Raw genomic sequence first — 24,335 nt, forward strand, 5'->3', positions numbered from 1 at the left:
CTCAACCGTTTTACAGGGCCAGCGATGAATGACTTCATCAAGGATTTGTTTTGTCCAAGATTCAGCTGCTGGATTCCCGTCTTGCTAACCAGATCGCTGCCGGTGAGGTGGTGGAGCGCCCCGCGTCCGTGCTCAAGGAACTGCTGGAGAACGCCCTCGATGCTGGCTCCGAATCCATCAACGTGGATGTGGAGCAAGGCGGGGTGAAGCTGCTGCGGGTGCGGGATAATGGGCACGGTATCGAGCGGGAGGATCTGCCTCTGGCGTTGTCCCGTCATGCCACCAGCAAGATTCGCGGGCTGGACGATCTTGAGGCCATCGGCACGCTGGGCTTTCGCGGCGAAGCGCTGGCGGCGATCAGTTCGGTATCGCGGCTGACCCTGGCGAGCAATGTGGAAGGTGAAGCGGAAGGCTGGCAGGTTCAGGTGGAGGGGCGCGATATGGCGCCCACGGTCACACCGGCGGGCCATCCCCGTGGCACTACCGTGACCATGCGCGACCTGTTCTTCAATACCCCGGCCCGGCGGCGCTTTCTGCGCACAGAGAAGACGGAATTCAATCACCTTGAGGAAGTGTTTCGCCGCATTGCCCTGAGTGAATTCAATACCGCCTTTCGCTTGACCCATAACCAGAAAGTGATTCATCAGTTACCGGCGGGGCTGGACGATACCCTGCGAGCGGCGCGGGTCGCCAAGTTGTGCGGCAAGGGGTTCATTGAGCAGGCTATCCCGGTGGATGTGGAACGCGACGGCATTCGCCTGCATGGCTGGATGGGCCTGCCCACGTTTTCCCGCTCCCAGGCGGACCTGCAATATTTCTACGTGAATGGCCGGGTTATCCGCGACAAGGTGGTGAATCACGCGGTGCGTCAGGCCTACGCCGATGTGCTCTATCATGGCCGCCATCCGGCCTATGTGCTGTTCCTGGAACTGGACCCGGCCATGGTGGATGTGAACGTGCATCCCACCAAACACGAAGTGCGCTTCCGTGAGCAACGTATGGTGCATGGCTTCCTGTACAGTTCGCTGCATCGTGCTATTGCCGAGGTGCGACCAGGGCAGGAGCAGGCCCCGGCGGTGGTGGAAGACGATCTGTCCATGCCGTTGAGTGAGCCGAGCCAGGGCAGCATGTCCCTGTCTGCGCCGTCAGGTCGTCCGTACACGCCACCCGCCTCCTATGGCAGCGGCTTTGGCTACGGCCAGGGTATGCGTCAGGCCGATGCCTACGGCGCGCTGGTGCAGCGTCAGGTTGAGGATGCCCCTTCAGCCGTGATGCCTCCGGCCAGTGACGATGAAACGGTGCCGCCTCTGGGGTATGCCGTGGCCCAGCTGCACGGCATTTTTATTCTCGCGGAAAACCAGCACGGCATGGTCGTGGTGGACATGCACGCCGCCCATGAGCGAATCACCTACGAGCGCCTCAAGCAAAGCTGGTCCGATGACAAGGTGCGCAGCCAGCCGTTGCTGGTGCCCGTGTCATTGGCCGTTTCCTCGCGGGAAGCGGACTTTGCTGAAGAGCAGCCCGAGGTGTTTTCCCGTCTGGGTTTTGTGGTCGAGCGGGCAGGGCCGGAGACGCTGGTGGTGCGCGAGGTGCCGGCCATGCTGCGCAACAGCGACAGTGAGGCGATGGTGCGTGATGTGCTGTCGGACTTGCTGGCGCAAGGGAGTAGCGAGCGAATTGAACAAAAGCTGGATGAGCTGCTGTCGACCATGGCCTGTCACGGCAGTGTGCGAGCCAATCGTCGTCTGACCATCCCGGAAATGAATGCCCTGCTACGCGACATGGAGGCCACCGAACGCTCAGGGCAGTGCAACCATGGTAGGCCGACCTGGACCCAGATGAGTCTCAAGGATCTGGATCGCCTGTTCATGCGGGGGCAGTGAATGGAGGCCGGACGCCGGACGCCTGACGCCGGACACGAACCCCCCGCTGCCTTGCCGGTCATCCTGCTGATGGGGCCAACCTGTTCGGGAAAGACTGCCCTGGCCATCGAGGCGGCAAAAAACCTGCCAGTAGAAATCATCAATGTGGATTCGGCTCTGGTGTACCGGCAGCTGGATATCGGTGCGGCCAGGCCGACCCCGGAGGAGCTGGCGCTGGCGCCGCATCGGCTGCTGGGGTTTAGGGATTTGACCGAACCCTATTCGGCGGCAGATTTTCGCGCTGATGCCATTCGGGAGATTCGCGCTGTCCACGATAATGGCAAACTGCCTCTGCTCGTGGGGGGAACCATTCTTTATTTCAAGGCGCTGGTGGAAGGACTGGCGTCATTACCTGAGGCGGATGAAGCGGTTCGCGAGGATATCGCTGCGCTGGCGGCCCGTGAGGGTTGGCCGGCGGTGCATGCTGTACTGCAAGCGGTGGATCCGGTTACGGCAGCAAGGCTAAAACCCACTGATCGGCAGCGATTGCAGCGTGCCCTGGAGGTGTATCGCATCACAGGGCGCCCCCTGTCAGCGTTTCATGCAGAGCATCATACCGCTGTCACATTGGGCAGCGATGGTTTAAGCCGGTTCAGTGGATTGCCCTGGCCGGTTTACAGTGCGGCGCTGGCGCCAGAGGATCGCAGCTGGCTTCATGCCATGATTGCCCGTCGTTTTGACGCTATGTTGGCTGCCGGACTGGTATGTGAAGTGAAGGCGCTGGCTGCGATGCCGGGCGTGCACCGTGACCTCCCAGCCATTAAAGCGGTGGGGTATCGGCAGGTGTGGGATTACCTGAACGGCGAGTACGACGAACAAGAAATGGTCCAGAGGGGGGTGATCGCAACCCGCCAGCTGGCCAAAAGACAGTACACCTGGCTAAGAAAATGGCCCAATCTGGAATGGTTCGACAGTAATAATGAGCAGCAGCGCAATGCGCTTTACGGCCAGCTTGCGAAGATCTGTAAATCTGTGTTTAGTTAAAGCCGTCTGCCGCATTTTTATTCTATAATGCTTGGGAATTAGGGCTGGGGGGCTTGTGAAATCATTATCCCCCTCCCATATAGTCGTCACCCGGAACCAATGGGGCCGGGTTGTTGACGAAAAGATGCCTGATTGCGGATCAGGCAGGCAGTGGCCGTTCGGGACGGTTTCATTGTCGCAAACCGCGCTGATTGCCCGAAGTGCTGGGCACCACTTTTTACTGTAATTTCAAGGAGACTTGCCATGTCTAAGGGGCATTCTTTACAAGACCCTTTCCTGAACGCTCTGCGTAAGGAACGGATTCCGGTTTCGATCTTTCTGGTTAACGGCATCAAGCTGCAGGGTCAGATCGAATCCTTCGACCAATATGTTGTTCTGCTGAAGAACGCTGTCAGCCAGATGGTATACAAGCACGCGATTTCCACCGTAGTGCCTGCCCGTAACCCCCGCGCCGGTGGTAACCCGGCCATGGCTGCGGGAACCGGTGGCACTGCGCCGGCAGGTGAGGGCTACGGCAACCAGTAAGCCGTTGCACCTTTGCCTCAATGAAAGCCACCTTCGGGTGGCTTTTTTTGTGGGTCTGCTTCATGGCCGCAACACGGCTCGTACAATCGATGGCGCGTTAACGATGGCAGTGGTAGCTTATCCGAAGTTCATCGGGAGTGGCTCCAGGCCCGTCGTTTGCCCAAGAGCGCCCATTTATCGGGCCTCGGCACTCTCTATTCCCTGCCTTTTTGGCCTTGCTGGTTTACAATCTGCATATCCATCCCCATATCAGGTCTCTATGGACTTATTTGATCGCACAGAACAATCGCGCACTGGCGCCGGTGAGAAGGCCATTCTGGTCCATCTGGACTTGCCGGATGCCATGGGGCGTGAAGACCTGGATGAATTTCATCATCTGGTGACCTCCAGTGGTGTGGAACCCGTGGTCGAGTTGACCGGCAAGCGCGATCGCCCTGATCCTGCGCTCTTTATCGGTACCGGCAAGACCGACGAACTGGCCCAGCTGGTAAAGGACAACGAAGCCGACGTGGTGCTGTTTAACCATGCGCTGAGCCCGGCCCAGGAGCGAAACCTGGAGCGTGCGGTGAAGTGTCGAGTACTGGATCGAACCGGCCTGATTCTGGATATCTTTGCCCAGCGTGCCCGTACCCATGAGGGGCGCCTGCAGGTGGAACTGGCCCAGCTGCGTCATCTTTCCACGCGACTGGTGCGTGGCTGGACTCACCTTGAGCGTCAGAAAGGGGGCATCGGTCTGCGCGGCCCGGGCGAAACCCAGCTGGAAACGGACCGGCGTCTTCTGCGCGATCGGATTCGCGCCATTGAGTCCCGTCTCGAAAAAGTACGCAAGCAGCGCGCCCAGGGGCGCCGGGCACGGCAGCGTTCTGAAACACCGCTGATCTCGCTGGTGGGTTATACCAATGCCGGCAAGTCCACCCTGTTCAATGCCATCACCACCGGCGACGTCTATGTGGCGGACCAGTTGTTCGCGACCCTCGACCCAACCCTGCGCAAGGTCAAGGTGCCTGGCGTCGGTCCGGCCATCCTGGCGGATACCGTAGGTTTTATTCGCCACTTGCCGCACCGTCTGGTGCAGGCATTCCGGGCCACACTGGAAGAAACCGTTAACGCCACCTTGCTGCTGCATGTGACAGACTGCAGTGCGGAAGAGCGAGACAGCAACGTGGAGGCGGTCAACGAGGTGCTGGAAGAAATCGGTGGTGACAAATTGCCGGTGCTGCATGTCTACAACAAGGTAGACAACCTCGAAGAATCGCCCCGCATTGATCGTGATGAGCATGGTCAGCCCTGGCGCGTGTGGATTTCCGCCCAGACCGGTGACGGCTTTGACCTGCTGTTTGAGGCCATTGCGGAACGTCTGGCGGCAGGGTGGGTCGATTGTTGGGTGCGATTGCCTGCCCATGCGGGTCGGTTAAGGGCTCGCCTGCATGAGGCTGGCGAGGTGCTGGATGAGCAGGCCGCCGTGGATGGCAGCATGCTGCTGCGAATCAACGTGAATCGCGTGCATTTCGAGCGTCTGTTGCGTGAACAGGGGCTCCGAGAAGATGAACTGGTGGTGCCGGCCCCGGATGGGGCGGGTTCGGTTGCAGGGGATGGCAGCCCTTCCTACAATTCAGAACGCTCGCCGAAGGCGGGCTAACTTAACATGCCGGAGGGCACGAAGCCCGAACGGATTGGAGAGCTACATGGCGTGGAATGAACCCGGCGGTAACAAGCCGAAAGACCCTTGGGGTGGTGGCGGCGATCAAGGTCCCCCGGATCTTGATGAGGCCCTGAAAAACCTCAAGGACAAGATCAACAACGTCTTTGGCAGCAAGGGCGGCGGTAAGGGCGGCAACTCTGGTGGAGGCTCTCCCTGGCCGGTGGTTGTTATCGCCATTGTGGTGGCGGCTCTGGTATACGGCTTTGTGGGCTGGTTCCAGGTTGATCAGCGCGAGCGTGCAGTAGTGCTTCGCTTCGGTAAATTCGATCGTATTGTCGAGCCGGGCCTTAACTGGCGTGCGCCGATTTTCGAACAGTATGAAAAGGTGGATGTGGGGCAGAATCGTCGCTTCGAAATCACCGAAGAGATGCTGACCAAAGACACCAACATTGTCAGCGTGACCCTGCAGGTGCAGTACCAGGTTCTGGATCCGCGCCCGTTCCTTCTCAAGGTGGCGCAGCCTGAAGCCATCCTGGAGCACGCGACCAGCTCAGCGTTGCGTCATGTTGTGGGTGCGTCCTCCATGGATGATGTACTCAAGGACAACCGGGAAGCCATCCCGTTGCAGGTTCGTGAGCGTCTGGCGGATTACCTGAATCGTTACGACACTGGCCTTGTGCTGCGCCAGGTCGTGCTGGACAAGACGGAAGCCCCTAACGCGGTGCGTGACGCCTTCGACGATGTATCCAAGGCCAAGGAAGATGAAGACCGCTTCCGTAACGAAGCCGAAGCCTATCGCAATGCGGTGATTCCGCAGGCGCGAGGTGAAGCGCGCCGCGTAACCGAAGAAGCGGAAGCTTACAAGCAGCAGGCAGTGGATCGTGCCAGTGGTGATGCGGATCGCTTCAACGATCTGCTGACCGAATACCGCAAGGCACCGGATGTGACCCGTGAGCGTCTCTATATTGAAGCCATGACCCAGGTCTACGGCGCCACCAGCAAGGTGCTGGTCGATGTGGATAACGGCAACAGTCTGATCTACCTGCCTCTTGAGCAGTTGATGAAGAACAACGCTGCCAAGGGTTCTGACAGCAGCGCCCAGGGCGGTGCCCAGCGTAATGCGCCAGCCAGCGCCGGGGCAGATGACGGGGGCAGTGGCCGCAGTGGCAGCCGCAGCCTGTACAGCACACAGAACCAGGGGTTGCGCTAATGAATAATCGTGGATGGTTCGCGCTTCTGGCGGCAGGCGTAGCGGCGCTATTGGCGTTGGACTCCTTCTATATTGTGAAGCAGACCGAAAAAGCCGTACTCAAGGAATTCAGTCGTATCAAGCTGGCCGACATGGCGCCGGGTATTTATTTCAAATGGCCGTTTGTGTCAGAGGTGGTCAAGGTAGACAGCCGTGCGCTGGTGTATGACGTGCCCACCCAGGCCTTCCTGACTGCCGAGAAGAAATTGCTCAACGTGGATGCGTTCGTGGTGTGGCGGATCAACAATGTCCAGCGCTACATTGTGAGTGTGGGCGGCGGTTCCTCCAACCCGCAGATCATGGAAGACCGCGCCCGTCAGCTGCTCGATCCGCGTGTCAACGAGGCACTGAGAAATGAGTTTGCTTCTCGCACCGTGTTCCAGGTCGTTGCCGGTGAAAGTGACGTGGAAGCCGTTGAAGACGGCAAGGCGATCATTCGGGATCCGGCAACAGGTGAAACCACCGAGGTGCCCACGGATCAGCTGGATGAGTCGATCCTGACCAAGGCGGGAAAGGGGGACGAAACGGACTCACAAGCTGCCGGTTCTGCAGCCTCCGATCAGCGTGAAGCGCTGATGGATCAGGTCCGTGAGGAAGTGAACAAGTCCACCATGGAAGACCTTGGCATCGAAGTCGTCGATATCCGCGTCAAGCAGGTGGACTGGCCAGACCAGGTCCGTGGTCGCGTATTTGATCGTATGCGTGCGGAACGTCAGCGTGATGCGGCGGCACATCGCTCTCAGGGCCGGGAGGAAGCCGAGAAGATCCGCGCCGGAGCCGATCGCCAGCGTACCGAGATTCTGGCGGATGCCTATCGCAAGTCCCAGGCGATCCGTGGTGAAGGGGATGCGCTGGCCGCATCCATCTACGCTGGTGCTTATAACCAGGACAAGGAATTCTTCCGGTTCTATCGCAGCCTTCAGGCCTACAAGGAAAGCTTCAAGGACCCGGAAGATGTGCTGATTCTGGAGCCGGACAGCGATTTCTTCCGCTATATGAAGGGAGCCAAAGGACAGTAATTGTCCGAGGCCAAAAAAAGCCCCGCATCTGCGGGGCTTTTTTTTGGGGTTGCTTCGCGACCGCAGCAGACAGGCGGGCATGCAAAGGCTCTCCGCGAAGTAGTGGAAGCCTCGTGCGGGTAGCGGTGAGAGTGCGCCTATGAAAGGGTGGTTTTGCCGGAAATGCAGGCGGTCATGTTGAAACTGTCAGACGCCGGGAACCCGTGGTAGAATGCCGCAACCGGGGGCACCGCTCCCGGTTTTTTTGTGGCTGTTGTCTGGCAGGAATGATGGATTTTAGCTTGTTGATCAAGGCGTTATGCCTGGTGTTGGTCATAGAGGGCATTCCACTCTTCCTGGCTCCCGAGCGTGCCCGTGCGGCGGCGTTGCAGGTGGCCCGGATGCCTGGGCGGACACTGAGAATTCTTGGGCTGGTGCTGATGGTGTTGGGCGCCGGCCTGTTGGCAGGCCTGTAACTGGCTTGGCTTCAAGGCGGTCTGGAAAGGCTGGAGACGGCGTTTTCAACACCCCGAACATGGTGAAGAAATGAATCAGGAAGCACAGTGGCTGCTGCCCGATGGGGTGGAAGAGGTTCTGCCCGGCCGCGCCCGCGCAATTGAACAACTGCGCCGCCGTACACTGGATCTGTATCAGCAGTGGGGCTACGAACTGGTGTTCCCGCCACTGATCGAGTTCCTCGAGTCCCTGCTCAATGGTGCAGGACGCGACCTGGAACGCGAAACGTTCAAGATTACCGATCAACTGACCGGCCGCCTCATGGGGGTGCGTGCAGATATCACTCCCCAGGTGGCACGCATGGATGCCCACAGCCTGCGCCAGAATGCGCCGACCCGGCTGTGCTATTGCTCCAGTGCACTGCGGACTCGCCCGGCCGTGGCCGGTGGTACCCGTCTTCCATACCAGATTGGCGTCGAGTTATTTGGCCATGCGGGTGCAGACAGCGATCTTGAAGTGATTTCCCTGTTGCTGGAAACCCTCCGGCTAGCCGGCGTGGATCAGTCCATTGTTCTTGATCTGGGGCATGTGGGGCTGTTCCGGGGGTTGCTGGAAGCTTGCGACCTCAGTGAGGCTGAGCAGTACCAGTTGGAAGACATTTACGTACGCAAGGGCCGCGTCGAGCTGGAGACCTTTGTGCAGGCGCGTAATTTGCCGGGCAAGGCGGGGGATGCCTTGCTGGCGCTGCCTTGGCTGGCGGGCGATGCATCCGTGCTGGATCAGGCGCGAGCCCTGCTTGGGGAGTTTCCGGCTGCGATGGATGCCCTGGCCGAGCTGAGTGAGCTGGTCGCGGTGCTGGCCGGCAACGGCGTCAATCTGCATCTGGATCTGGGCGAATTGCGCGGTTATCACTACCATACCGGCTGCGTTTTTGCCGCTTACCTTCCCGGTGAGAGTGAGCCTCTTGCCAAGGGTGGTCGTTATGACCATATCGGTGAAGTGTTCGGTCGGGCTCGGCCCGCTACGGGTTTCAGTGCCGATCTGAAAATGCTGGCCGCCCATGTAAAGGCGGATAAAGCCAGCGGCATTCTGGCGGAAGGCTCGTTGCGTGATGCCAACTTCGCCGCCGCTGTCGCCGCCCTGCGTGAGCAAGGTGAGCGAGTGGTGCTGGCCCTGGCGGGCGCGGATAACGATCCTCAAGTGCTCGGGTGTCAGCGGAAACTGATCCAGGCCGACGACGGCTGGGTGATCAAGGATCTATAACATTTGCAGGGCGGAAACGGGCGAGCGTCCGTGTTCGTCGTTGTGATTGTGGCGGTGCAGGCGAATGCCTGTGCCGCGTTACGGTAAAGCGTGTCACGGGAAGCGTGATGCGTGCAGCGTTAATTCAACATGGCAGCTAGCAATCATGGGTAAGAACGTAGTCATTCTCGGCACCCAGTGGGGTGATGAAGGCAAGGGCAAGATCGTGGATCTGCTCACCGACCAGGCCTCTCTGGTGGCCCGCTTTCAGGGCGGCCATAACGCCGGGCATACCTTGGTGATCGACGGCAAGAAAACCGTCCTCCACCTGATTCCCTCCGGTATTCTGCGCGAAGACGTGCAGTGCCTGATCGGTAATGGTGTGGTGCTGGCTCTGGACGCGTTGCTGAAAGAGATTGCTGGCCTGGAAGAGAATGGCGTGCCGGTGCGCGAGCGTCTGCGTCTGTCTGCCTCCTGTCCGCTGATCCTGCCGGTGCACGTGGCGCTGGATCAGGCGCGTGAGGCGGCCCGTGGCAGCAAGAAGATTGGCACAACCGGTCGTGGTATTGGTCCGGCCTACGAGGACAAGGTGGCTCGCCGAGGTCTGCGTCTGGGTGACATCTACCACCGCGAGCGTTTCGCTGCCAAGCTCGGCGAGGTGATGGATTACCACAACTTTGTGCTGCGCCAGTACTACAACGCCGAGCCTGTAGATTTCCAGCAGACGCTGGATGAAACCCTCAAGCTGGGTGAAGAAGTGCGCGGGATGGTGACCGATGTGACCGCAGTACTGCACGAAGCCCGGGAGCGCGGCGAGAACATCATGTTCGAGGGGGCCCAGGGTACGTTGCTGGATATCGATCACGGCACCTATCCCTATGTAACCAGCTCCAACACTACCGCAGGTGGCACGGCTACTGGCACCGGTGTTGGCCCCCTTTATCTTGATTACGTGCTGGGTATCACCAAGGCTTACACCACTCGCGTGGGCAGTGGCCCGTTCCCCACCGAGCTGTTCGACGAGAATGGTCGCTACCTGGCCGAGAAAGGTCATGAGTTCGGTTCCACCACTGGCCGTGCCCGTCGTTGTGGCTGGTTCGATGCGGTGGCACTCAAGCGCTCCATCCAGATCAACTCCATCTCTGGCCTGTGCCTGACCAAGTTGGACGTGCTGGATGGTCTGGAAGAAGTGAATATCTGCATTGGCTACCAGGATGCGGAGGGGAACTCTCTGGCGTGTGCATGGGATGCGGACAGCTATGAAGAAGTGAGGCCGGTGTATGAAACTCTGCCGGGCTGGAGCGAATCCACTCTGGGCGTGAAAGCCGTTGAGGATCTTCCTGCCAACGCCCAGGCCTACCTCAAGCGTATCGAGGAAGTGACCGGCGCACCGATCGACATCATTTCTACCGGCCCGGATCGGGTGGAAACCATCATCAAGCGGCACCCGTTCGCTTGATCAATAAAAGGCGGCGCAAGCCGCCTTTTTTATTGCGCGAGTGTTTGTCTCCTCTGCGGCCTCAGCCCGCTTCCTGAACTGACGTCACAAATCACGGCATTGCCGTTTTTCTGAAGTCATAGTGCAACAAACTCCCTATTAGATGGTGCCCTCAAAGCAGAACATCTATTGGGGATAAATCATGTCTCAGCGTGTTTTCAAACTGGCTCTCACCGGGCTGGCGGCAGGCGTTATGGCGGCTGCCAATGCAGGGAGTGTGGCTTTGCCGGCGTATCAGTCTTCCAGTGACTGGTTTGCGGACGGCGAAACCAGAATGGCCGAAAAAGTGGAGCTTATGCGCGAATCGAATCGCGCCAAGAATGTCATCCTGTTTGTGGGGGATGGCATGGGCATTTCCACCCTGACGGCCGCCCGTATTCTGCAGGGGCAGATGGCTGGCGAAGACGGTGAGGAAAATCTGCTGTCCTTTGAAGCGTTCCCCTACAGTGCTTTGGTGAAAACCTATAACACCAACCAGCAGACCCCGGACTCCGCCGGCACCATGACGGCCATGATGAGTGGCGTGAAGAACAAGGCCGGCATGATCAATATCAGCAGCAAAGGCCTGCGTGCCGATTGCGCTTCCTCCAAGGGTAATGAGCTGAATACCTTTCTGGACCTGATGGAAATTACTGGCCGCTCCACCGGCATCATCAGTACCGCTCGAGTGACCCATGCGACCCCGGCGGCAACCTATGCGCGGGTGCCGGAGCGTAACTGGGAGTCAGATGATGGTCTGACCGAAGAGGCCAGGGAGAACGGTTGCAAGGATATCGCCGATCAGCTGGTTTCTTACGGCTATGGCGATGGCATTGATGTGATCCTTGGTGGTGGTCGTCGTCATTTCCTGCCCAGTGAAGAAGGCGGTAAGCGCCAGGATGGCCGCGACCTGACGGTAGAGTGGCAGCAGCGTTACGAAGGCGCTGATGTGCAGGTGGCCTATCTGCAGAACGGTACGGAGCTGGCAGCACAGGATTTGACCTCGACGGACAAGCTGATGGGTTTGTTCACTTCCTCACACATGAGTTATGACGCTGACCGCGCAGCCTCTGGCAGCGACGAGCCCACCATTGCCGAGATGACCGAGTCCGCCATTCAGGTGCTGGAGAAAAATGACAAGGGCTTCTTCCTGATGGTGGAGTCGGGCCGCATCGATCACGCGCACCACGCCGGTAACGCTTACAACGCCTTGCATGATGCCGTGGCGTTTTCCGACGCAGTTCAGGCGGCGGTGGATGCGGTGAACCTGGACGAAACCCTGATCCTGGTGACTGCGGACCACAGTCATGTGTTCACCATTGCTGGTTACCCTACCAAGGGGAATCCGATTCTGGGTCGGGTGGTTACCAATGATGGTAGTGGTGCCCCGGAAGAGGGGGCAGCTCAAGCTGGCGACGGCATGCCGTATACCACTCTTGGCTATACCAATGGTCTTGGCTTTGCGGACCTCGGTGATGAAACCGATGCGGATGCCCGTTACGCGAGTGCGGCAGATGCCGGGCGCAAGGATATTTCCGGTATCGATGTTGAAGCACCGGGGTATCACCAGGAGGCGTTGGTGCCGATGGGATCTGAGACTCATGCCGGAGAGGATATTTCCCTGCATGCGGTGGGGGCTGGGGCCTGGTTGGTGCAAGGCACCATCGAACAGAACGCCCTGTTCCATATCATGGCCCGCGCTGCCGTCGTCTCACCCGGGAAGTAAGGAGAAAGAAAATGAAACTGAATACATTGGCGATTGCGGTCGCGTCTGCAGCCCTGCTTGCGGCCTGTGGTGGAAGCAATAAAAACGACAAATCGGCGCAAGAGGAGGTGTTGCGTTTCAACCCTCAACAACTGTCGTCGTCCTGGTTCCGGGAAGGCGCGCAGACCGTGAACGCGGCCAGCAAGGTCACAGTGAATAATGAAGTGGGTGCAGCAAAGAATGTCATCCTGTTTGTGGGTGACGGCATGGGGATTTCTACGGTAACGGCGGCGCGCATTCTTGCCGGTCAGATGGAAGGCAAGGATGGTGAGGAGCACCGTCTGAGTTTTGAAACCATGCCATTCAGCGGTCTGGTGAAAACCTACAATACCAACCAGCAGACCCCGGACTCGGCAGGCACCATGACGGCCATGATGAGCGGTGTAAAAACCAAGGCGGGCGTCATCGGGATCGCAGAAAGCACGAACCGTGCTGACTGTGCTTCCAGTCAGGGTGCTGAGTTGGTGACGGCGCTCGAGCTTGCGGAAAACCAGGGTAAGGCTACCGGGATCATCTCTACCGCGAGGATTACCCATGCAACGCCGGCGGCTACTTATGCCAAGAGCCCGGAGCGGAACTGGGAATCCGATGACAACCTGACAGCGGAAGCGAAGGAGAATGGCTGCAAGGATATCGCTGATCAGCTGGTGTCTTTTGATGTGGGTGATGGCATCGACGTGGTGCTGGGTGGTGGTCGTCGCCACTTCCTGCCGAATACCGATGGCGGCAAGCGAACCGATGGCCGTGATCTGACGGCGGAATGGCTGGCGGCACATGCGGGCGGTAGCTATGTGCAGACCGGGGCTGAGTTTGCTGCCCTGAATGCGGCCACGGCCGGCCCGGTACTGGGGCTGTTCAGCAGCAGCCATATGAGCTACGACGCTGACCGCAAAGCCAATAGCAAAGATGAGCCGTCGCTAAGCGAGATGACCGCAAAGAGTATCGACATGCTGTCCCGCGATGAAGATGGCTTCTTCCTGATGGTGGAATCCGGCCGTGTTGATCATGGTCACCATGCCGGTAGCGCTTACAACGCGCTGACTGATGCGGTGGAACTGGCTAATGCGGTGCAGGCGGCCATGGACAAGACCAGTGCGGAAGACACGCTGATTATAGTGACTGCAGACCACAGTCATGTGTTCACCATTGCCGGTTATCCCACTCGCGGCAATCCGATTCTGGGCAAGGTGATCACCAATGATGGTAGCGGTGAGCCGGAAGCAACGCCAAGCCTGGCCGGTGATAACCTGCCGTACACCACTCTGGGTTACACCAATGGTGCGGGCTTTGCGGATCTTGGCGATGTGCACGATGCCGATGCGCGCTATGGCGTGCCGGTGGATGCGGGTCGCAAGGATATCTCTGCCGTGGATACCGAATCGGCGGGTTACCACCAGGAGGCACTGATCCCCATGGGTTCGGAAACCCATGCGGGTGAAGATGTGGGTGTCTGGGCGCGTGGTCCCGGTGCGCACCTGCTCACTGGAACCAACGAACAAAGCCTGATTTTTCATGTGATGGCGCGGTCTGCCGGACTGCTGCATGAGTAAAAGTTGGACTAGTGAGAAGAGGGAGGCCTGTGGCCTCCCTGTTTTTATGGGGAAAGAAATGAAACTGTGGATGTGTTTGTTATTGGGCGCGCTGACATCGGTGGCGTCTGCGGATTGTATTAAAGGTGAAGGTGATGTGGTGCATGCGCGCTATGACATCCACGCCGGTTCGCAGCGTTACAGCGTGGACTTTTATCGTGGTGCTGATCAGGTGGCCTGGCGGCGTGGAGAGGTGATCAGTGTCTGGACCCACCGGGATCAGGCTGCGTCGCTGTTGCGGGTGTTTCCCCAGTATCAGCGCACTATCTGGTATCCGGCCGGTGATTTGCGGGCGTTGGGCAAGGAGGCGCAGTGGCGCGGTGTGATGGGGTGGCCTGATCCGCAAAGCCGGGATTATCGTATGGTCGGTGGTTCGTCGAGCATGGTGCAGGGGTGTCCGGCCCAGGAGTACCAAGGGAGCGATGGGGGCAAGGTGTTGTGGCTCGACGAGGTGCAATTGCCTGCGCGTATGGCGGACGCTGGCGCGGTCTGGCAGTTGGTGTCACTACAGCGGGTTGCCCGGGCGGATACCTTCGGACTGTGGTCTCAATGGCAGAGCACGGACTTTGCCGATGTGGGCGACAATGAATCCGATCCCTTTCTGCGCCGGATGATCTCGCTGGGTTTTGTGGAGCATGGAGCCAGCGGTTTCTATCACGCCGATGGTTCGCCCCTGCCGGGCGCGGATCACCACGCCCATTAATTGTCGCTGTCAGCGACGGCGGGTGATGATTACCAGGCCGGCAGTGATGGCAATGACCGCAGCGGGGAACAGCAGGAGGTAACGTTTGCGGCGTGCCTCTTTTTCCCGTTGGGCATCCGCCTGGGCAATGGCCGGGTGGATCTCGCTGGCCGCGCTGTCTTCAGCAGCAAAGGCGGAGACAGGCGACAGGAACAGGCCGGTGCACAGCAGGCTGGCAACGAGCAGATGGCGAAGGGGAGTCATGGTCATAGCTACCTCTCAGTGTCGAATGACGGGTGACGGTAGGCCTGAAACGAAAAAGGGCCCCCGTCTGGGAGCCCTTTCGAAATTGGTGCGAGGAGAGGACTCAAATATGGGGTGCAACTGGTTGATTTCCATGTGAAAACGCCAGTTCGGTTTTTGTTCATACCAACACATGTACCAACAAACAAATTTAAAAAAAATTCTGACGAACGGAGGTGTTGTCATTCACCTAAAAATCTTGTTCCGCTGTTCTCAACTCAGCTTAGGTCCAGCGAAGGGTGTGGATCATACCATTCTTGCCTCCTTGTGCCACCTGCTCGATCCGAGAGGTGAGGGGGAGAGCGTAGAATATGCGACTCAGGGGGTATGTTGGGAGTCAGGCTCTTTGAGGCGGCGGGGGAGCAGGAAGGTATCACCTAGCCGATCAGATGACTACATGTATGACCGTTCTAGCAATCACGTGATATCGGCTTTCCGTTTAGTCGCCCGCTGGCCTTCTTGTGAAGGGAGATGAGCAGACATTTTACTGTGGCTACACGTCCACGAACCCTTGGCAAAAAAAATAATTCTCACAAAAACCGCTGGTTCTGCATAAAACGTACATGGAATTCAGAAAAGTTTTTTTGGATTTGTTCTTGGGGCTTGACGTATTGGTTGGCAATGTATTAATTTTTCTTGGCTTGGCATCGCCACGGACAGCCAAGACCCCCTTCACCAAGTTCCTTCAGTGTAGGTAGAACACTACAGACATTTAATGTCACTTCAACAGCGCAGTCTGAATGGCCGTGGTATCCATCAGCAATAAGTCGCCCCCCCTAGTATCGGTTTCACGCGAGCCGTGAACGTCCGATCAAACACGAAACAATTTTGGTTTGGCGACCTTGTAGGTCGACCTGTGTTTTGTTGCTGCGCTGAGCGTAGACACAATCCCTATGGCATTACTTTGCCTGGGGAATGGTGTTTCTTTGCGTGGCACTGGAGGAGGGTATATGGATACTCGATTGATTGCTGCGCAGCCATCTGTTTGCGCAGGTGAAGCACCAAAGCCGCTAACTGGGCTAACTATGCTGTCAGCCAAAGAGTTGGCTGAGGAATTAGGGATCGGAGTGAGCACGCTGTGGGCGTGGGTTGATTGCAAGGGGAAGCACTTCATTCCCGAATTTCCTCGGCCGATAAGACTGGGCGGAAACTGCACCCGCTGGCGGGCGCAAGACGTGGCAGATTATTTGGCCGGTATTATGGGAGGTGATCATGCTGATTAATCATGCCTCCCCACCGTTTCAGAGACAGACAGCTCGTTCTGCAGAAAAGCTGCTTACCTCAGTAGACATGTGGGACAGCCCGGAGGAGAGCGCTGTTTGCCTAGATGGGCCGAGCGAAATTTTGCGCGCTTACCGTCTCATCAATGGGCTGACAGAGATGATTCATGACGGGCGTGAAATTAAAATCGCGGTAGAGCGTCAATCCGCGAATGGGGGTAAGCGCATCAGACGTGGCCGGGATTACGATTTTGTGATCAAGTGTTTAAAGATCAATCCCTTGATGGCAGAGCGGTATGACCTCCCGCCAGACATGGACGCATGGTTGGAACTTCTGCGGGATCCCAGAATTTCTGCACTGGTAGATACTCTTCAGGGCTGGCATGCCCTTAAAAAAGAAGTCGCCGACATCCTAATTGAATGCGTTGCCCGTTTCCGAAGGATTATCACCAGCAAGGCTCATCGCAAGCGATGCTATAACGAAGTGGGCAATGCCAGGCGGCGGCGGCACTCCATGATCAAGGCGATCAGGCTGTGTTATTGCCTGTACGATGAGGTCGAAATTGCCTTGATCGATCTGTCATGGAAGCCGGAGTGCAGGATGCGGAAGACATTAGCCGATACCGACGCTGCTTATAAAAAGTTTGCAAATGGGATTCGGCATCACTCTGCATCCCGCTGCTTTCTGGTGGCTATCTTTTCTATGGAGTTGAGCGACAACAAGGGATTCCATATCAGTGGGATGCTGTTGCTTAAACCTGGAACCAGGGAGCAGGCGGGTAACCTTGGCCGCTACTGGCGAGATAATGTGACGGATGGGGAAGGTGGCTTCCTGTGCGCAACCGACAAGCCATTTGCGACCATTTTATCGAAGTGGTCAGGGCTGAACCTAGCAGAGGTTGCTTCTCCTGTTGATGTTCAGGGCGATCATGCCCGGCAGCAGCTCCTGGAAGCCGCTGTTACGCGCTTCTCTGACTTCAGTCAGAAACTACGTGCAAACGGTAACGGGAAAAAGCATCGGCAGATCAGGATATTTAAAGGGGAGCAAATTCGGAGCTTGGCTAAGATTGTGCCATACGTTGTCGAGAGTGGGGGTGAGAAATGGTGATTCGGCCCATTCAGGTTCCGCCTATTAATATCGGCATTGATGCTTTGTCCGGTCGTGGGTTGGGATTTTTTCCAGGACTATGTGCCAACGGGCATGCCGAGATCACCGGATCATCTGGCATGGGGAAGTCGACCGTAGCCAAATTTATCGCATCATACCTGTTCTGTTCGAAGGTGCCGGTAGTGATTTTCGATTTTCATGATGACTTGGCTATATCAGGGATCAGGACGCTGCATCTTGGAGATGGAGCTTCCGGTGAATGTTCGATCAGATTTCTGGAGCCAACGCCCTTGGCATTGGAGGTCTTTGGTCTGAGAGGGTGCCTGGAAAACGCGGTCAGAGCCATTGAAGCGACGGGGAGGCGAAAGCTTGGAGATGGTCAAATCAACGTTCTGCGATCAGCGATCATGGAGTTGTGGCGGCGCCTGGGGATTACGGAAAGCGCTTCCGATTCCCCCGCTGCGGCTGCAAAGAGTATTCGGCCTTCTGATTTGAGAGATCTTCTTCTTGAGAAGAAAGACGAGGCCGAAAGCAGCAGGGAAAGGCAGATTTTTGATGGCTTGATAAACCGTGTTGATGTATTGGCTGCATGCGCTATTTTCGAGCATGAATCGCCCTTGAGGGTTGATGATCTTTTACAGAATGGTGCGCGTCTTCATATGCAGGGAATCCCCGCTTCAATGAGGGGCTGGGTGGCTCGAACCTTGGTGAATATGATCTATGCTGAAATTGCGGCTATGGGGCCAGTGAAAGAATCACCGTTTGATGCCGGATCGCCATTCCGGGTGTATCTCGTCCTTGATGAGGCTGGATCGGTGATACGCCAGAAAGCGGATGACTGCATCATAAAGACCATTGCGAAAGAGAGCCGGAAGTTCGGTGTTGGCCTGCTGCTGGCCGCTCAAACGCTTGATGAACTGAGTGAGGAAGTGGTCGCCAACGTTGACACCCACTTTGCGCTGCCTACCAGAAGTGCCAAGGATGCCAGGAAGGTGGAGCAGAAGTTGGGCCTCTGTAAGGGCGCGCTAAACTGCGGAACAGGCCGTTGGTCCGGGTTCTATCAGTCTGGCCATAATGTATACAAAGCAAACTTCTACCATCTGTAATAGGTGGGGTTCCTTGCTTAAAAGCGGGTAGCGCCCTCGGTCAATCCTCAGGAGCCATTGGGGGCAGGGTGATGTCGTGGTCAGCGTATAGTCAGGGCTGCGAAATTTCTCATGTTAATAAAACTCCTACTAATACTGATGGCAGTATCAGTATTAGTAGGGCTTGCTTAATAACGTACATGTTTTGCCCATTATATGAGCGGCGAAAATCAATAACCTCGGGGTTCAGGAGTGGTTTTCTTGTAAATCATAAACGGGAACATGTTTATTCTTTGGTTTTATTAATATTCAGATTTCCATTCTGGTTGGTTCGTTGCTCATAAAAAGCCATCAAAGAATAAGGTTAATACTGGAGCAATGACGATGAAACAGGGGCACGGCATGATGCCGTCAGTAGAAGCTCAAGAGGAACGGCTGGAGCAGTTCCATGAAATGCTGGACTGTGGACTGGATGTCTTCAATCCGAGAGATAACCCCCAAAATGTCTACATCACTGATCAGTCAGAGGCTGCACGTGCGCTTGCGGACGTCACGACGCTTTTAGATGAAATCGTGCCCCAGCGGCGACTGGTCATAAGCCGACGGCAGGAGACTAGCCAGGGGCTTATCCGCAGAATCCCCAATAAGAAGACACCAGCCATCGAATCCTGCATCAATCTCACTGAGGATGATTTCTGGGGGTACAAGGTGGACCCGGATGTTCAGGTTGTCCTGGACCTCAATAGGGAAGAGGCGGTTCGCGTCTTGACGGGGCGTCGGTTGCATGATTGCGTTGGCGGTAAAACGGTACATGATCACTATCTCGAGTATCTTCATGAACTGAAACGGCGGCTATCGGCAACTGAGATCCTTCAGTTTCGTAGACAGCAGGTGGTCAGGGAGCAGCGCAGAGTAGACAGCATCACCGGGGCAGTGAATGAGGCGTTGAGCATTTGTCGAAAAGCTCGCTTGGTGCGTGTTGATGGCAGCTACAAACAGTCTGTGCGTAGGAATAAAACCCCAGAGTGCATATCAAACGATCTAGACCGCTTCATCAGAAACATGCGGCATAACAAGCGCCAGTTTTCTGCTCTGGTGTTGGCGGTGTTCAAGATTGAATACGGGGCAAAAAAGGGCTATCACTGGCATGGATACTTTATATATGACGGTAGTAAGGTCCGCATGGATGTTTTGCTTGGCACCTACTTGAAGAGCTATTGGTGTGACGTGGTTACTAAAGGTGAAGGGGCTGGATTTAATGTGAATGTAGGTGAGGTTAGAACGACGCTGTCGAAACGATTGCAGGTCCCTGAGCGACATTTGGCGATTGGAGAATTTCGTAAGGGCGATGCAATTCAGGAAGCCAATATGAGAGCTCTCATCCGTTACTTCGCAAAAAAAGAACAGTCCCTTCGGCTAACCGGACAAAAGAGCGTCAATCAATTGCGCATTGTGCGAGGGCCCCGCTACAAGGCACTGAAGCAATGGAGAGACCGAACAGCGGCCAGAGAAGGTCGTTGACCTACAGTGTGAGTGCAATCAAGAGAAGGGTGGCGTGTGACAGTGAGCTACGAGTAACTATGCCCATTGCGTTGTGGACTCCGGTGACCTGAACTGTTGCCTCATGTACCACGGAGCTGAGATCTCTTGGGAGGCGAGGAATACGCTACCTTTACCCTGAGCACGGTTGATACTGTCTATCACGGTAATGAGTCGGACAGCCTTCTCAGTCTGGCTTGGGTGCAGTATGTCGAACTAATGATGAATGCGGTCGCAGATGTTCACGAGCCCGACTCCGGCTTTTAGGAAGGCATGGCCCGGTTGATAGAGTCGAGCGGCTGTCGCTCTGGCCAATTTCACAATCTCCCGTGTATCGTCGGTAGGGTAGGGAAGCTGGACCCGGTCGCTGGCTGAGTGAAAGTTCGGCTCAAATGGCGAGGTGTACAGTTAATCAAAGACTGCCTTTCGCAAGTTGATGCTTAGGATTCGGCCAAAGATGTCCATAACCTATGCAATACACCGTATATTGGGGGGTAGAGCAGAAAGCCGTTCTTACTCAGAAAGGTCTTTGCCTGAAAGTCAGAGTTACTGAAGCCAACAATCGCAGGCACGGCGACGGTTTTTGCGTAGCGGCTGGGCCTTCACTCAAAGTCGCGCGTGCATATGGATATTGGATAGGAAATAGATGGAATGCAGTTCATAACCAGTGGCCCCGATATTCCGGATGAGCTCTTGCAGGCTCATGAGGATGGGCGTGTGGTATTTTTTTGTGGTGCGGGCATTTCTTATCCCGCTGGCCTGCCAGGATTCAAGGGTTTGGTGGAGGAAATCTATCGACTGAATGGGGCGGTATTTTCAGAAATTGAGGAAGATGCCTTCGAGCATGGCCAGTTCGACGCAACACTTGATCTACTGGAGCGTCGCCTCCCGGGGCAGCGCCTAGCTGTGCGAAGTAAGCTGGCAGAGGCGCTGAAACCGAAACTCCGCCGCAAGGGTGCTACCGATACGCAAGCTGCGCTGTTGCGCTTGGCTCGCAGCCGCGAGGGTGCCCTGCGGTTGGTCACCACCAACTTTGATCGCATCTTTCATGTAGCGGCCAAACGTATGGGCCAAGCGTTCCAGACCTATTCCGCCCCGATGCTCCCAATTCCGAAGAATAGCCGCTGGAATGGGCTGGTCTATCTGCATGGCCTGCTGCCCGAAAAGATGGACGACACTGCACTGAACCGTCTAGTCGTCACCAGTGGTGATTTTGGTTTGGCATACTTAACGGAACGCTGGGCGGCCCGCTTCGTGAGCGAGTTGTTCCGCAACTACGTTGTCTGCTTCGTAGGTTACAGCATCAACGACCCAGTGCTCCGCTACATGATGGATGCACTGGCAGCTGATCGGATGCTAGGTGAGGTGACACTGCAGGCCTGGGCCCTGGGTGATTGCGAGCCGGGGCAAGAGCACCGTAAGACCATTGAGTGGGAGGCCAAGGGTGTTGCTCCTATCCTCTACACAGTACCGGCTGGCAGCCATGACCATTCTGCACTGCACCAAACCCTCCACGCTTGGGCAGACACCTACCGAGACGGGGTACAGGGCAAAGAGGCCATCGTCGTTAAACATTCGATGGCCCAGCCACAAGACAGCACGCAGCAGGACGATTTCGTCGGACGAATGGTGTGGGCTTTATCGGACAAAACAGGTTTGCCGGCCAAGAGATTTGCAGATATCAATCCCGCCCCTTCACTGGACTGGCTGTTGGAGCCCTTCGTGCATGAGCGCTTTGGGCACAGTGATCTGGCACGCTTCGGCGTACCGCCCCGGGATGAGGAGGACACCAAGCTGCGCTTCAGTCTCGTTCGACGGCCTGCGCCCTATGACCGCGCACCTACAATGCTGCTCGTCTCTGGAGGTTTCGTTAGCAGCCAATGGGATGATTGTATGTTTCACCTCGCCCGCTGGCTGGTGCGCCATCTGGATGACCCCAGATTAATTATCTGGATTGCTGAACGCGGAGGGCAGTTGCACGACCGTTTGCAGTGGTTGATTGAGCACGAACTGGATCGCTTTGCCGCGCTGGAGCGGGATAGCAAGACTTCCGAGCTCGATGAAATTCGCTTGCATTCCCCTAGGGCCATCCCCGGTCTGCAAATGCGTACCTTGTGGCGGCTGCTGCTTGGTGGCCGAGTGAAATCTCTTGGGCATGCGTCGGACCTGTATCGCTGGCAGGGCCGTCTTAAACGTGAAGGAATGACAGCAACACTCCGCCTTGAGTTGCGCGATTTACTCGCGCCCAAGGTGAGACTAAAGAAGCCGTTTCGCTGGAGCGGCGATGATTCTAATAGCACTGACGTGCCCATGCGAATCAGGCAGTTGGTGGATTGGGAGCTCGAGTTGGCTGCTCATCATGTGCATACGACCCTGCGGAGCCTTGCCGATGAGCCATGGAAATCTGCGCTGCCGCATTTGATCGATGATTTCCATCAACTGTTGCGCGATGCTCTGGACATTTTACGTGAATTGGGCGAGGCCGATGACCGTAGCGATCGTTCACACTGGGACCTACCGTCAATCACGCCCCACTGGCAGAACCGGGGTTTCCGAGACTGGGTGACCCTGATCGAGTTACTGCGCGATGCATGGCTGGCAGTTCACGCAACCGACTTCGCGCGCTCCACTCGAGTCGCTCAAGCTTGGTTTGACTTACCGTACCCAACCTTCAAGCGCCTTGCCCTTTTTGCCGCGAGCCACGACGATTGCATTCCGCCTGAGCAGTGGGTGGATTGGCTCTTGGCCGACGACGCGTGGTGGTTGTGGACCACAGATTTGGGGCGTGAGGTATACAGGCTCTTCGTTCTGCAGGGACGACATTTGACCGGGGCCGTTCAGGCGCGCTTGGAGGTTGCCATCTTGGCGGGGCCGCCCCGCGAGATGTATCGGGCTGACTTGGACGTAGATTGCTGGAAGGAGTTGGAGAGTCGCTCTGTTTGGCTTCATCTGGCCAAGCTGAAAAGTTCTGGTTTACCTTTAGGTGCATCTGCAGCGGCACGCCTAGAGGAGATCGCCAATGCCTATCCGCAATGGCAATTGGCAATCAACGAAAGTGACGAGTTCTCACACTGGATGAGTGGCACTGGCGATCCGGATTATGAGAATAGCCGGGACGTCGACATTGCGCCTCGCAAGAGGCGGGAATTAGTAGAATGGCTCACAAAGCCGCCTCCCGAGCGGCGCCCTTTATATGAAGATACGTGGAGTGACGTTTGTCGTACGCGTTTTTTTCACTGTCTTTTTGCGCTATGCGACTTGGCACGAAATGACGTGTGGCCCGCAGGTCGATGGCGTGAAGCGCTGCAGACGTGGGCGGAAGACAGTATGGTGTTGCGCTCTTGGCAATATGCTGCTCCGGTAGTGCAGGCCATGCCAGACGCTATGCTGCAAGAGATTGACCATGCAGTGACTTGGTGGATGAAGGTCGGATCTAAATCCATCAACCGCCATGAGGATATCTTGCTGGACCTTTGCCGTCGCGTGCTGGCACTGCCGTTGGAAACTGACTCAGGTTCCCGCATCATCCGTAGTGGCGTCGAGATCTATGACCCTGTCAGCTCTGCCATCAATCATCCCATCGGACATGTCACCCAGGCTCTAATCAACTTGTGGTTCAGGCAGACCCCGAAGGACAACGACCTGCTTCCTGAGGAGCTCAAGCCAATCTTTACTGCTCTGTGTGATGAACAATTGGATCGCTTTCGCCACGGCCGGGTGCTGCTGTGTTCGCGTCTGGTTGCATTTTTCCGAGTGGACCGCCTCTGGACTGAGCAGCACCTGTTGCCGTTGTTTAGTTGGAGCAAGCCCGTCGAAGCAAAGGCCGCGTGGGAGGGTTTTCTCTGGTCGCCGCGCTTGCACCAGCCGTTGCTAACCGCCTTCAAGTCGCAATTCCTAGATAGCGTAAACCACTATGCTGATATGGGCGAGCATCGCCAGCAGTTCGCGACTTTTTTGACTTATGCGGCATTAGGGCCGACAGAGGCATACACCGTGGAGGAGTTCCGGTCTGCGATTAGTGTTCTCCCCAAAGAGGGCCTGGAGGTGTCCGCGCAGGCGCTCTCCCAGGCATTAGCAGGCGCAGCCGATCAAGCTGAGGACTACTGGAAAAACCGTGCTCAGCCGTTCTGGCAACAGATATGGCCAAAGTCCCGGGACCTGGCCACGCCGCGCATAGCCGAGTCTTTGGCTCGTGTGGTGATTGCCGCCAGAGGTGAATTCCCAGCGGCCTTGGTCGCAGTGCAGGATTGGCTGCAACCGCTTGAGCACCCAGACTATGTCATACACTTGCTACACGAATCCGGTTTGTGCAGACACTTCCCTGCTGAGGCGTTACTTCTACTAAATGCCGTTATTTCCGATCAACAGTGGGCTCCCCGGGAATTGGGCCAGTGCTTGGACGAGATTGTGGAAACTGCGCCACAGTTTGGACAGGATATCCATTACCGGCGACTACAAGAGTACTACCGGAGGCACCGGATGTGATGGCGACCTCATAAAGACGCTAAACCATCTGGGTCTAATAAACGGCATGACGACGAACTAGTTT

General features: G+C 56.8%; 20 protein-coding genes. 17 read left to right on the forward strand and 3 right to left on the reverse strand.

The features are described from left to right. The first annotated feature begins 50 nt into the window (after nt 1-50). The 12 genes from mutL to GFN93_RS06085 all read left to right on the forward strand — a co-directional run bounded on the left by mutL (nt 51) and on the right by GFN93_RS06085 (nt 14,552). Entirely contained in the window at nt 51-1,883 is a 1,833-nt protein-coding gene (gene mutL, locus GFN93_RS06030; protein WP_153499780.1) for a DNA mismatch repair endonuclease MutL, read from the forward strand. After that, nucleotides 1,884-2,906: a tRNA (adenosine(37)-N6)-dimethylallyltransferase MiaA gene (gene miaA / locus GFN93_RS06035; protein ID WP_153499782.1), complete on the forward strand. Its 1,023-nt coding sequence runs from the start codon at nt 1,884-1,886 to the stop codon at nt 2,904-2,906. It begins immediately after the preceding gene. Between the two features lie 243 nt (nt 2,907-3,149). Next, nucleotides 3,150-3,431 (forward strand): RNA chaperone Hfq, encoded by a 282-nt coding sequence (gene hfq, locus GFN93_RS06040; RefSeq protein WP_153499783.1) that lies wholly within the window; start codon nt 3,150-3,152, stop codon nt 3,429-3,431. A 259-nt stretch (nt 3,432-3,690) separates the two neighbouring features. Beyond that, complete coding sequence (gene hflX, locus GFN93_RS06045) at nt 3,691-5,070, forward strand: ribosome rescue GTPase HflX (protein WP_153499785.1); 1,380 nt, start codon at nt 3,691-3,693, stop codon at nt 5,068-5,070. A 46-nt stretch (nt 5,071-5,116) separates the two neighbouring features. Continuing rightward, entirely contained in the window at nt 5,117-6,283 is a 1,167-nt protein-coding gene (gene hflK, locus GFN93_RS06050) for an FtsH protease activity modulator HflK (protein WP_153499787.1), read from the forward strand. Then, a complete protein-coding gene (gene hflC / locus GFN93_RS06055) occupies nt 6,283-7,341 on the forward strand; it encodes a protease modulator HflC (RefSeq protein ID WP_153499788.1) in 1,059 nt (352 codons plus the stop codon). The genes hflK and hflC overlap by 1 nt, the downstream gene beginning before the upstream one ends. Before the next feature lie 269 nt (nt 7,342-7,610). Then, nucleotides 7,611-7,796: a DUF2065 domain-containing protein gene (locus GFN93_RS06060; protein ID WP_153499790.1), complete on the forward strand. Its 186-nt coding sequence runs from the start codon at nt 7,611-7,613 to the stop codon at nt 7,794-7,796. Nucleotides 7,797-7,866: 70 nt separating this feature from the next. Continuing rightward, nucleotides 7,867-9,039: an ATP phosphoribosyltransferase regulatory subunit gene (locus tag GFN93_RS06065; RefSeq protein WP_153499791.1), complete on the forward strand. Its 1,173-nt coding sequence runs from the start codon at nt 7,867-7,869 to the stop codon at nt 9,037-9,039. Nucleotides 9,040-9,184: 145 nt separating this feature from the next. Continuing rightward, entirely contained in the window at nt 9,185-10,477 is a 1,293-nt protein-coding gene (locus tag GFN93_RS06070; protein ID WP_153499793.1) for an adenylosuccinate synthase, read from the forward strand. 181 nt (nt 10,478-10,658) lie between these two features. Then, nucleotides 10,659-12,221, forward strand: a complete 1,563-nt coding sequence (locus GFN93_RS06075; RefSeq protein WP_194285752.1) for an alkaline phosphatase — start codon at nt 10,659-10,661, stop codon at nt 12,219-12,221. 11 nt (nt 12,222-12,232) lie between these two features. Then, complete coding sequence (locus tag GFN93_RS06080; RefSeq protein ID WP_153499794.1) at nt 12,233-13,810, forward strand: alkaline phosphatase; 1,578 nt, start codon at nt 12,233-12,235, stop codon at nt 13,808-13,810. A gap of 58 nt (nt 13,811-13,868) precedes the next feature. Further along, nucleotides 13,869-14,552: a hypothetical protein gene (locus GFN93_RS06085; RefSeq protein WP_153499796.1), complete on the forward strand. Its 684-nt coding sequence runs from the start codon at nt 13,869-13,871 to the stop codon at nt 14,550-14,552. Between the two features lie 9 nt (nt 14,553-14,561). Here GFN93_RS06085 and GFN93_RS06090 read toward each other — a convergent pair whose 3' ends face one another. Then, nucleotides 14,562-14,801: a hypothetical protein gene (locus tag GFN93_RS06090; RefSeq protein ID WP_235901694.1), complete on the reverse strand. Its 240-nt coding sequence runs from the start codon at nt 14,799-14,801 to the stop codon at nt 14,562-14,564. 983 nt (nt 14,802-15,784) lie between these two features. Between GFN93_RS06090 and GFN93_RS06095 the strand changes: the two genes are divergently transcribed. The 4 genes from GFN93_RS06095 (at nt 15,785) to GFN93_RS06110 (ending at nt 19,768) form a co-directional block, all read left to right on the forward strand. After that, a complete protein-coding gene (locus tag GFN93_RS06095; RefSeq protein WP_194285753.1) occupies nt 15,785-16,057 on the forward strand; it encodes a helix-turn-helix transcriptional regulator in 273 nt (90 codons plus the stop codon). Continuing rightward, nucleotides 16,047-17,162 carry a hypothetical protein gene (locus GFN93_RS06100; RefSeq protein WP_153499799.1) on the forward strand — a complete coding sequence of 372 codons (1,116 nt, stop codon included), beginning with the start codon at nt 16,047-16,049 and terminating at the stop codon, nt 17,160-17,162. Before GFN93_RS06095 ends, GFN93_RS06100 begins: the two co-directional genes overlap by 11 nt. Continuing rightward, nucleotides 17,156-18,268: an ATP-binding protein gene (locus GFN93_RS06105; protein ID WP_153499801.1), complete on the forward strand. Its 1,113-nt coding sequence runs from the start codon at nt 17,156-17,158 to the stop codon at nt 18,266-18,268. The genes GFN93_RS06100 and GFN93_RS06105 overlap by 7 nt, the downstream gene beginning before the upstream one ends. A 363-nt stretch (nt 18,269-18,631) precedes the next feature. Next, nucleotides 18,632-19,768, forward strand: a complete 1,137-nt coding sequence (locus GFN93_RS06110; RefSeq protein ID WP_161319237.1) for an inovirus-type Gp2 protein — start codon at nt 18,632-18,634, stop codon at nt 19,766-19,768. A 57-nt stretch (nt 19,769-19,825) separates the two neighbouring features. Here GFN93_RS06110 and GFN93_RS17615 read toward each other — a convergent pair whose 3' ends face one another. Together GFN93_RS17615 and GFN93_RS17620 are read right to left on the reverse strand one after the other, a co-directional pair. Then, complete coding sequence (locus tag GFN93_RS17615) at nt 19,826-19,951, reverse strand: DUF4113 domain-containing protein (protein ID WP_161319238.1); 126 nt, start codon at nt 19,949-19,951, stop codon at nt 19,826-19,828. A 51-nt stretch (nt 19,952-20,002) separates the two neighbouring features. Then, complete coding sequence (locus GFN93_RS17620) at nt 20,003-20,194, reverse strand: DinB/UmuC family translesion DNA polymerase (protein WP_153501856.1); 192 nt, start codon at nt 20,192-20,194, stop codon at nt 20,003-20,005. A gap of 243 nt (nt 20,195-20,437) precedes the next feature. Here GFN93_RS17620 and dsr1 point away from each other — a divergent pair, with 243 nt between their 5' ends. Beyond that, nucleotides 20,438-24,271: an anti-phage defense-associated sirtuin Dsr1 gene (dsr1, locus tag GFN93_RS06125; protein ID WP_153499805.1), complete on the forward strand. Its 3,834-nt coding sequence runs from the start codon at nt 20,438-20,440 to the stop codon at nt 24,269-24,271. Nucleotides 24,272-24,335 lie beyond the last annotated feature (64 nt).

The organism is Alcanivorax sediminis, from assembly GCF_009601165.1.
In the GTDB taxonomy this organism is placed as follows: domain Bacteria; phylum Pseudomonadota; class Gammaproteobacteria; order Pseudomonadales; family Alcanivoracaceae; genus Alcanivorax; species Alcanivorax sediminis.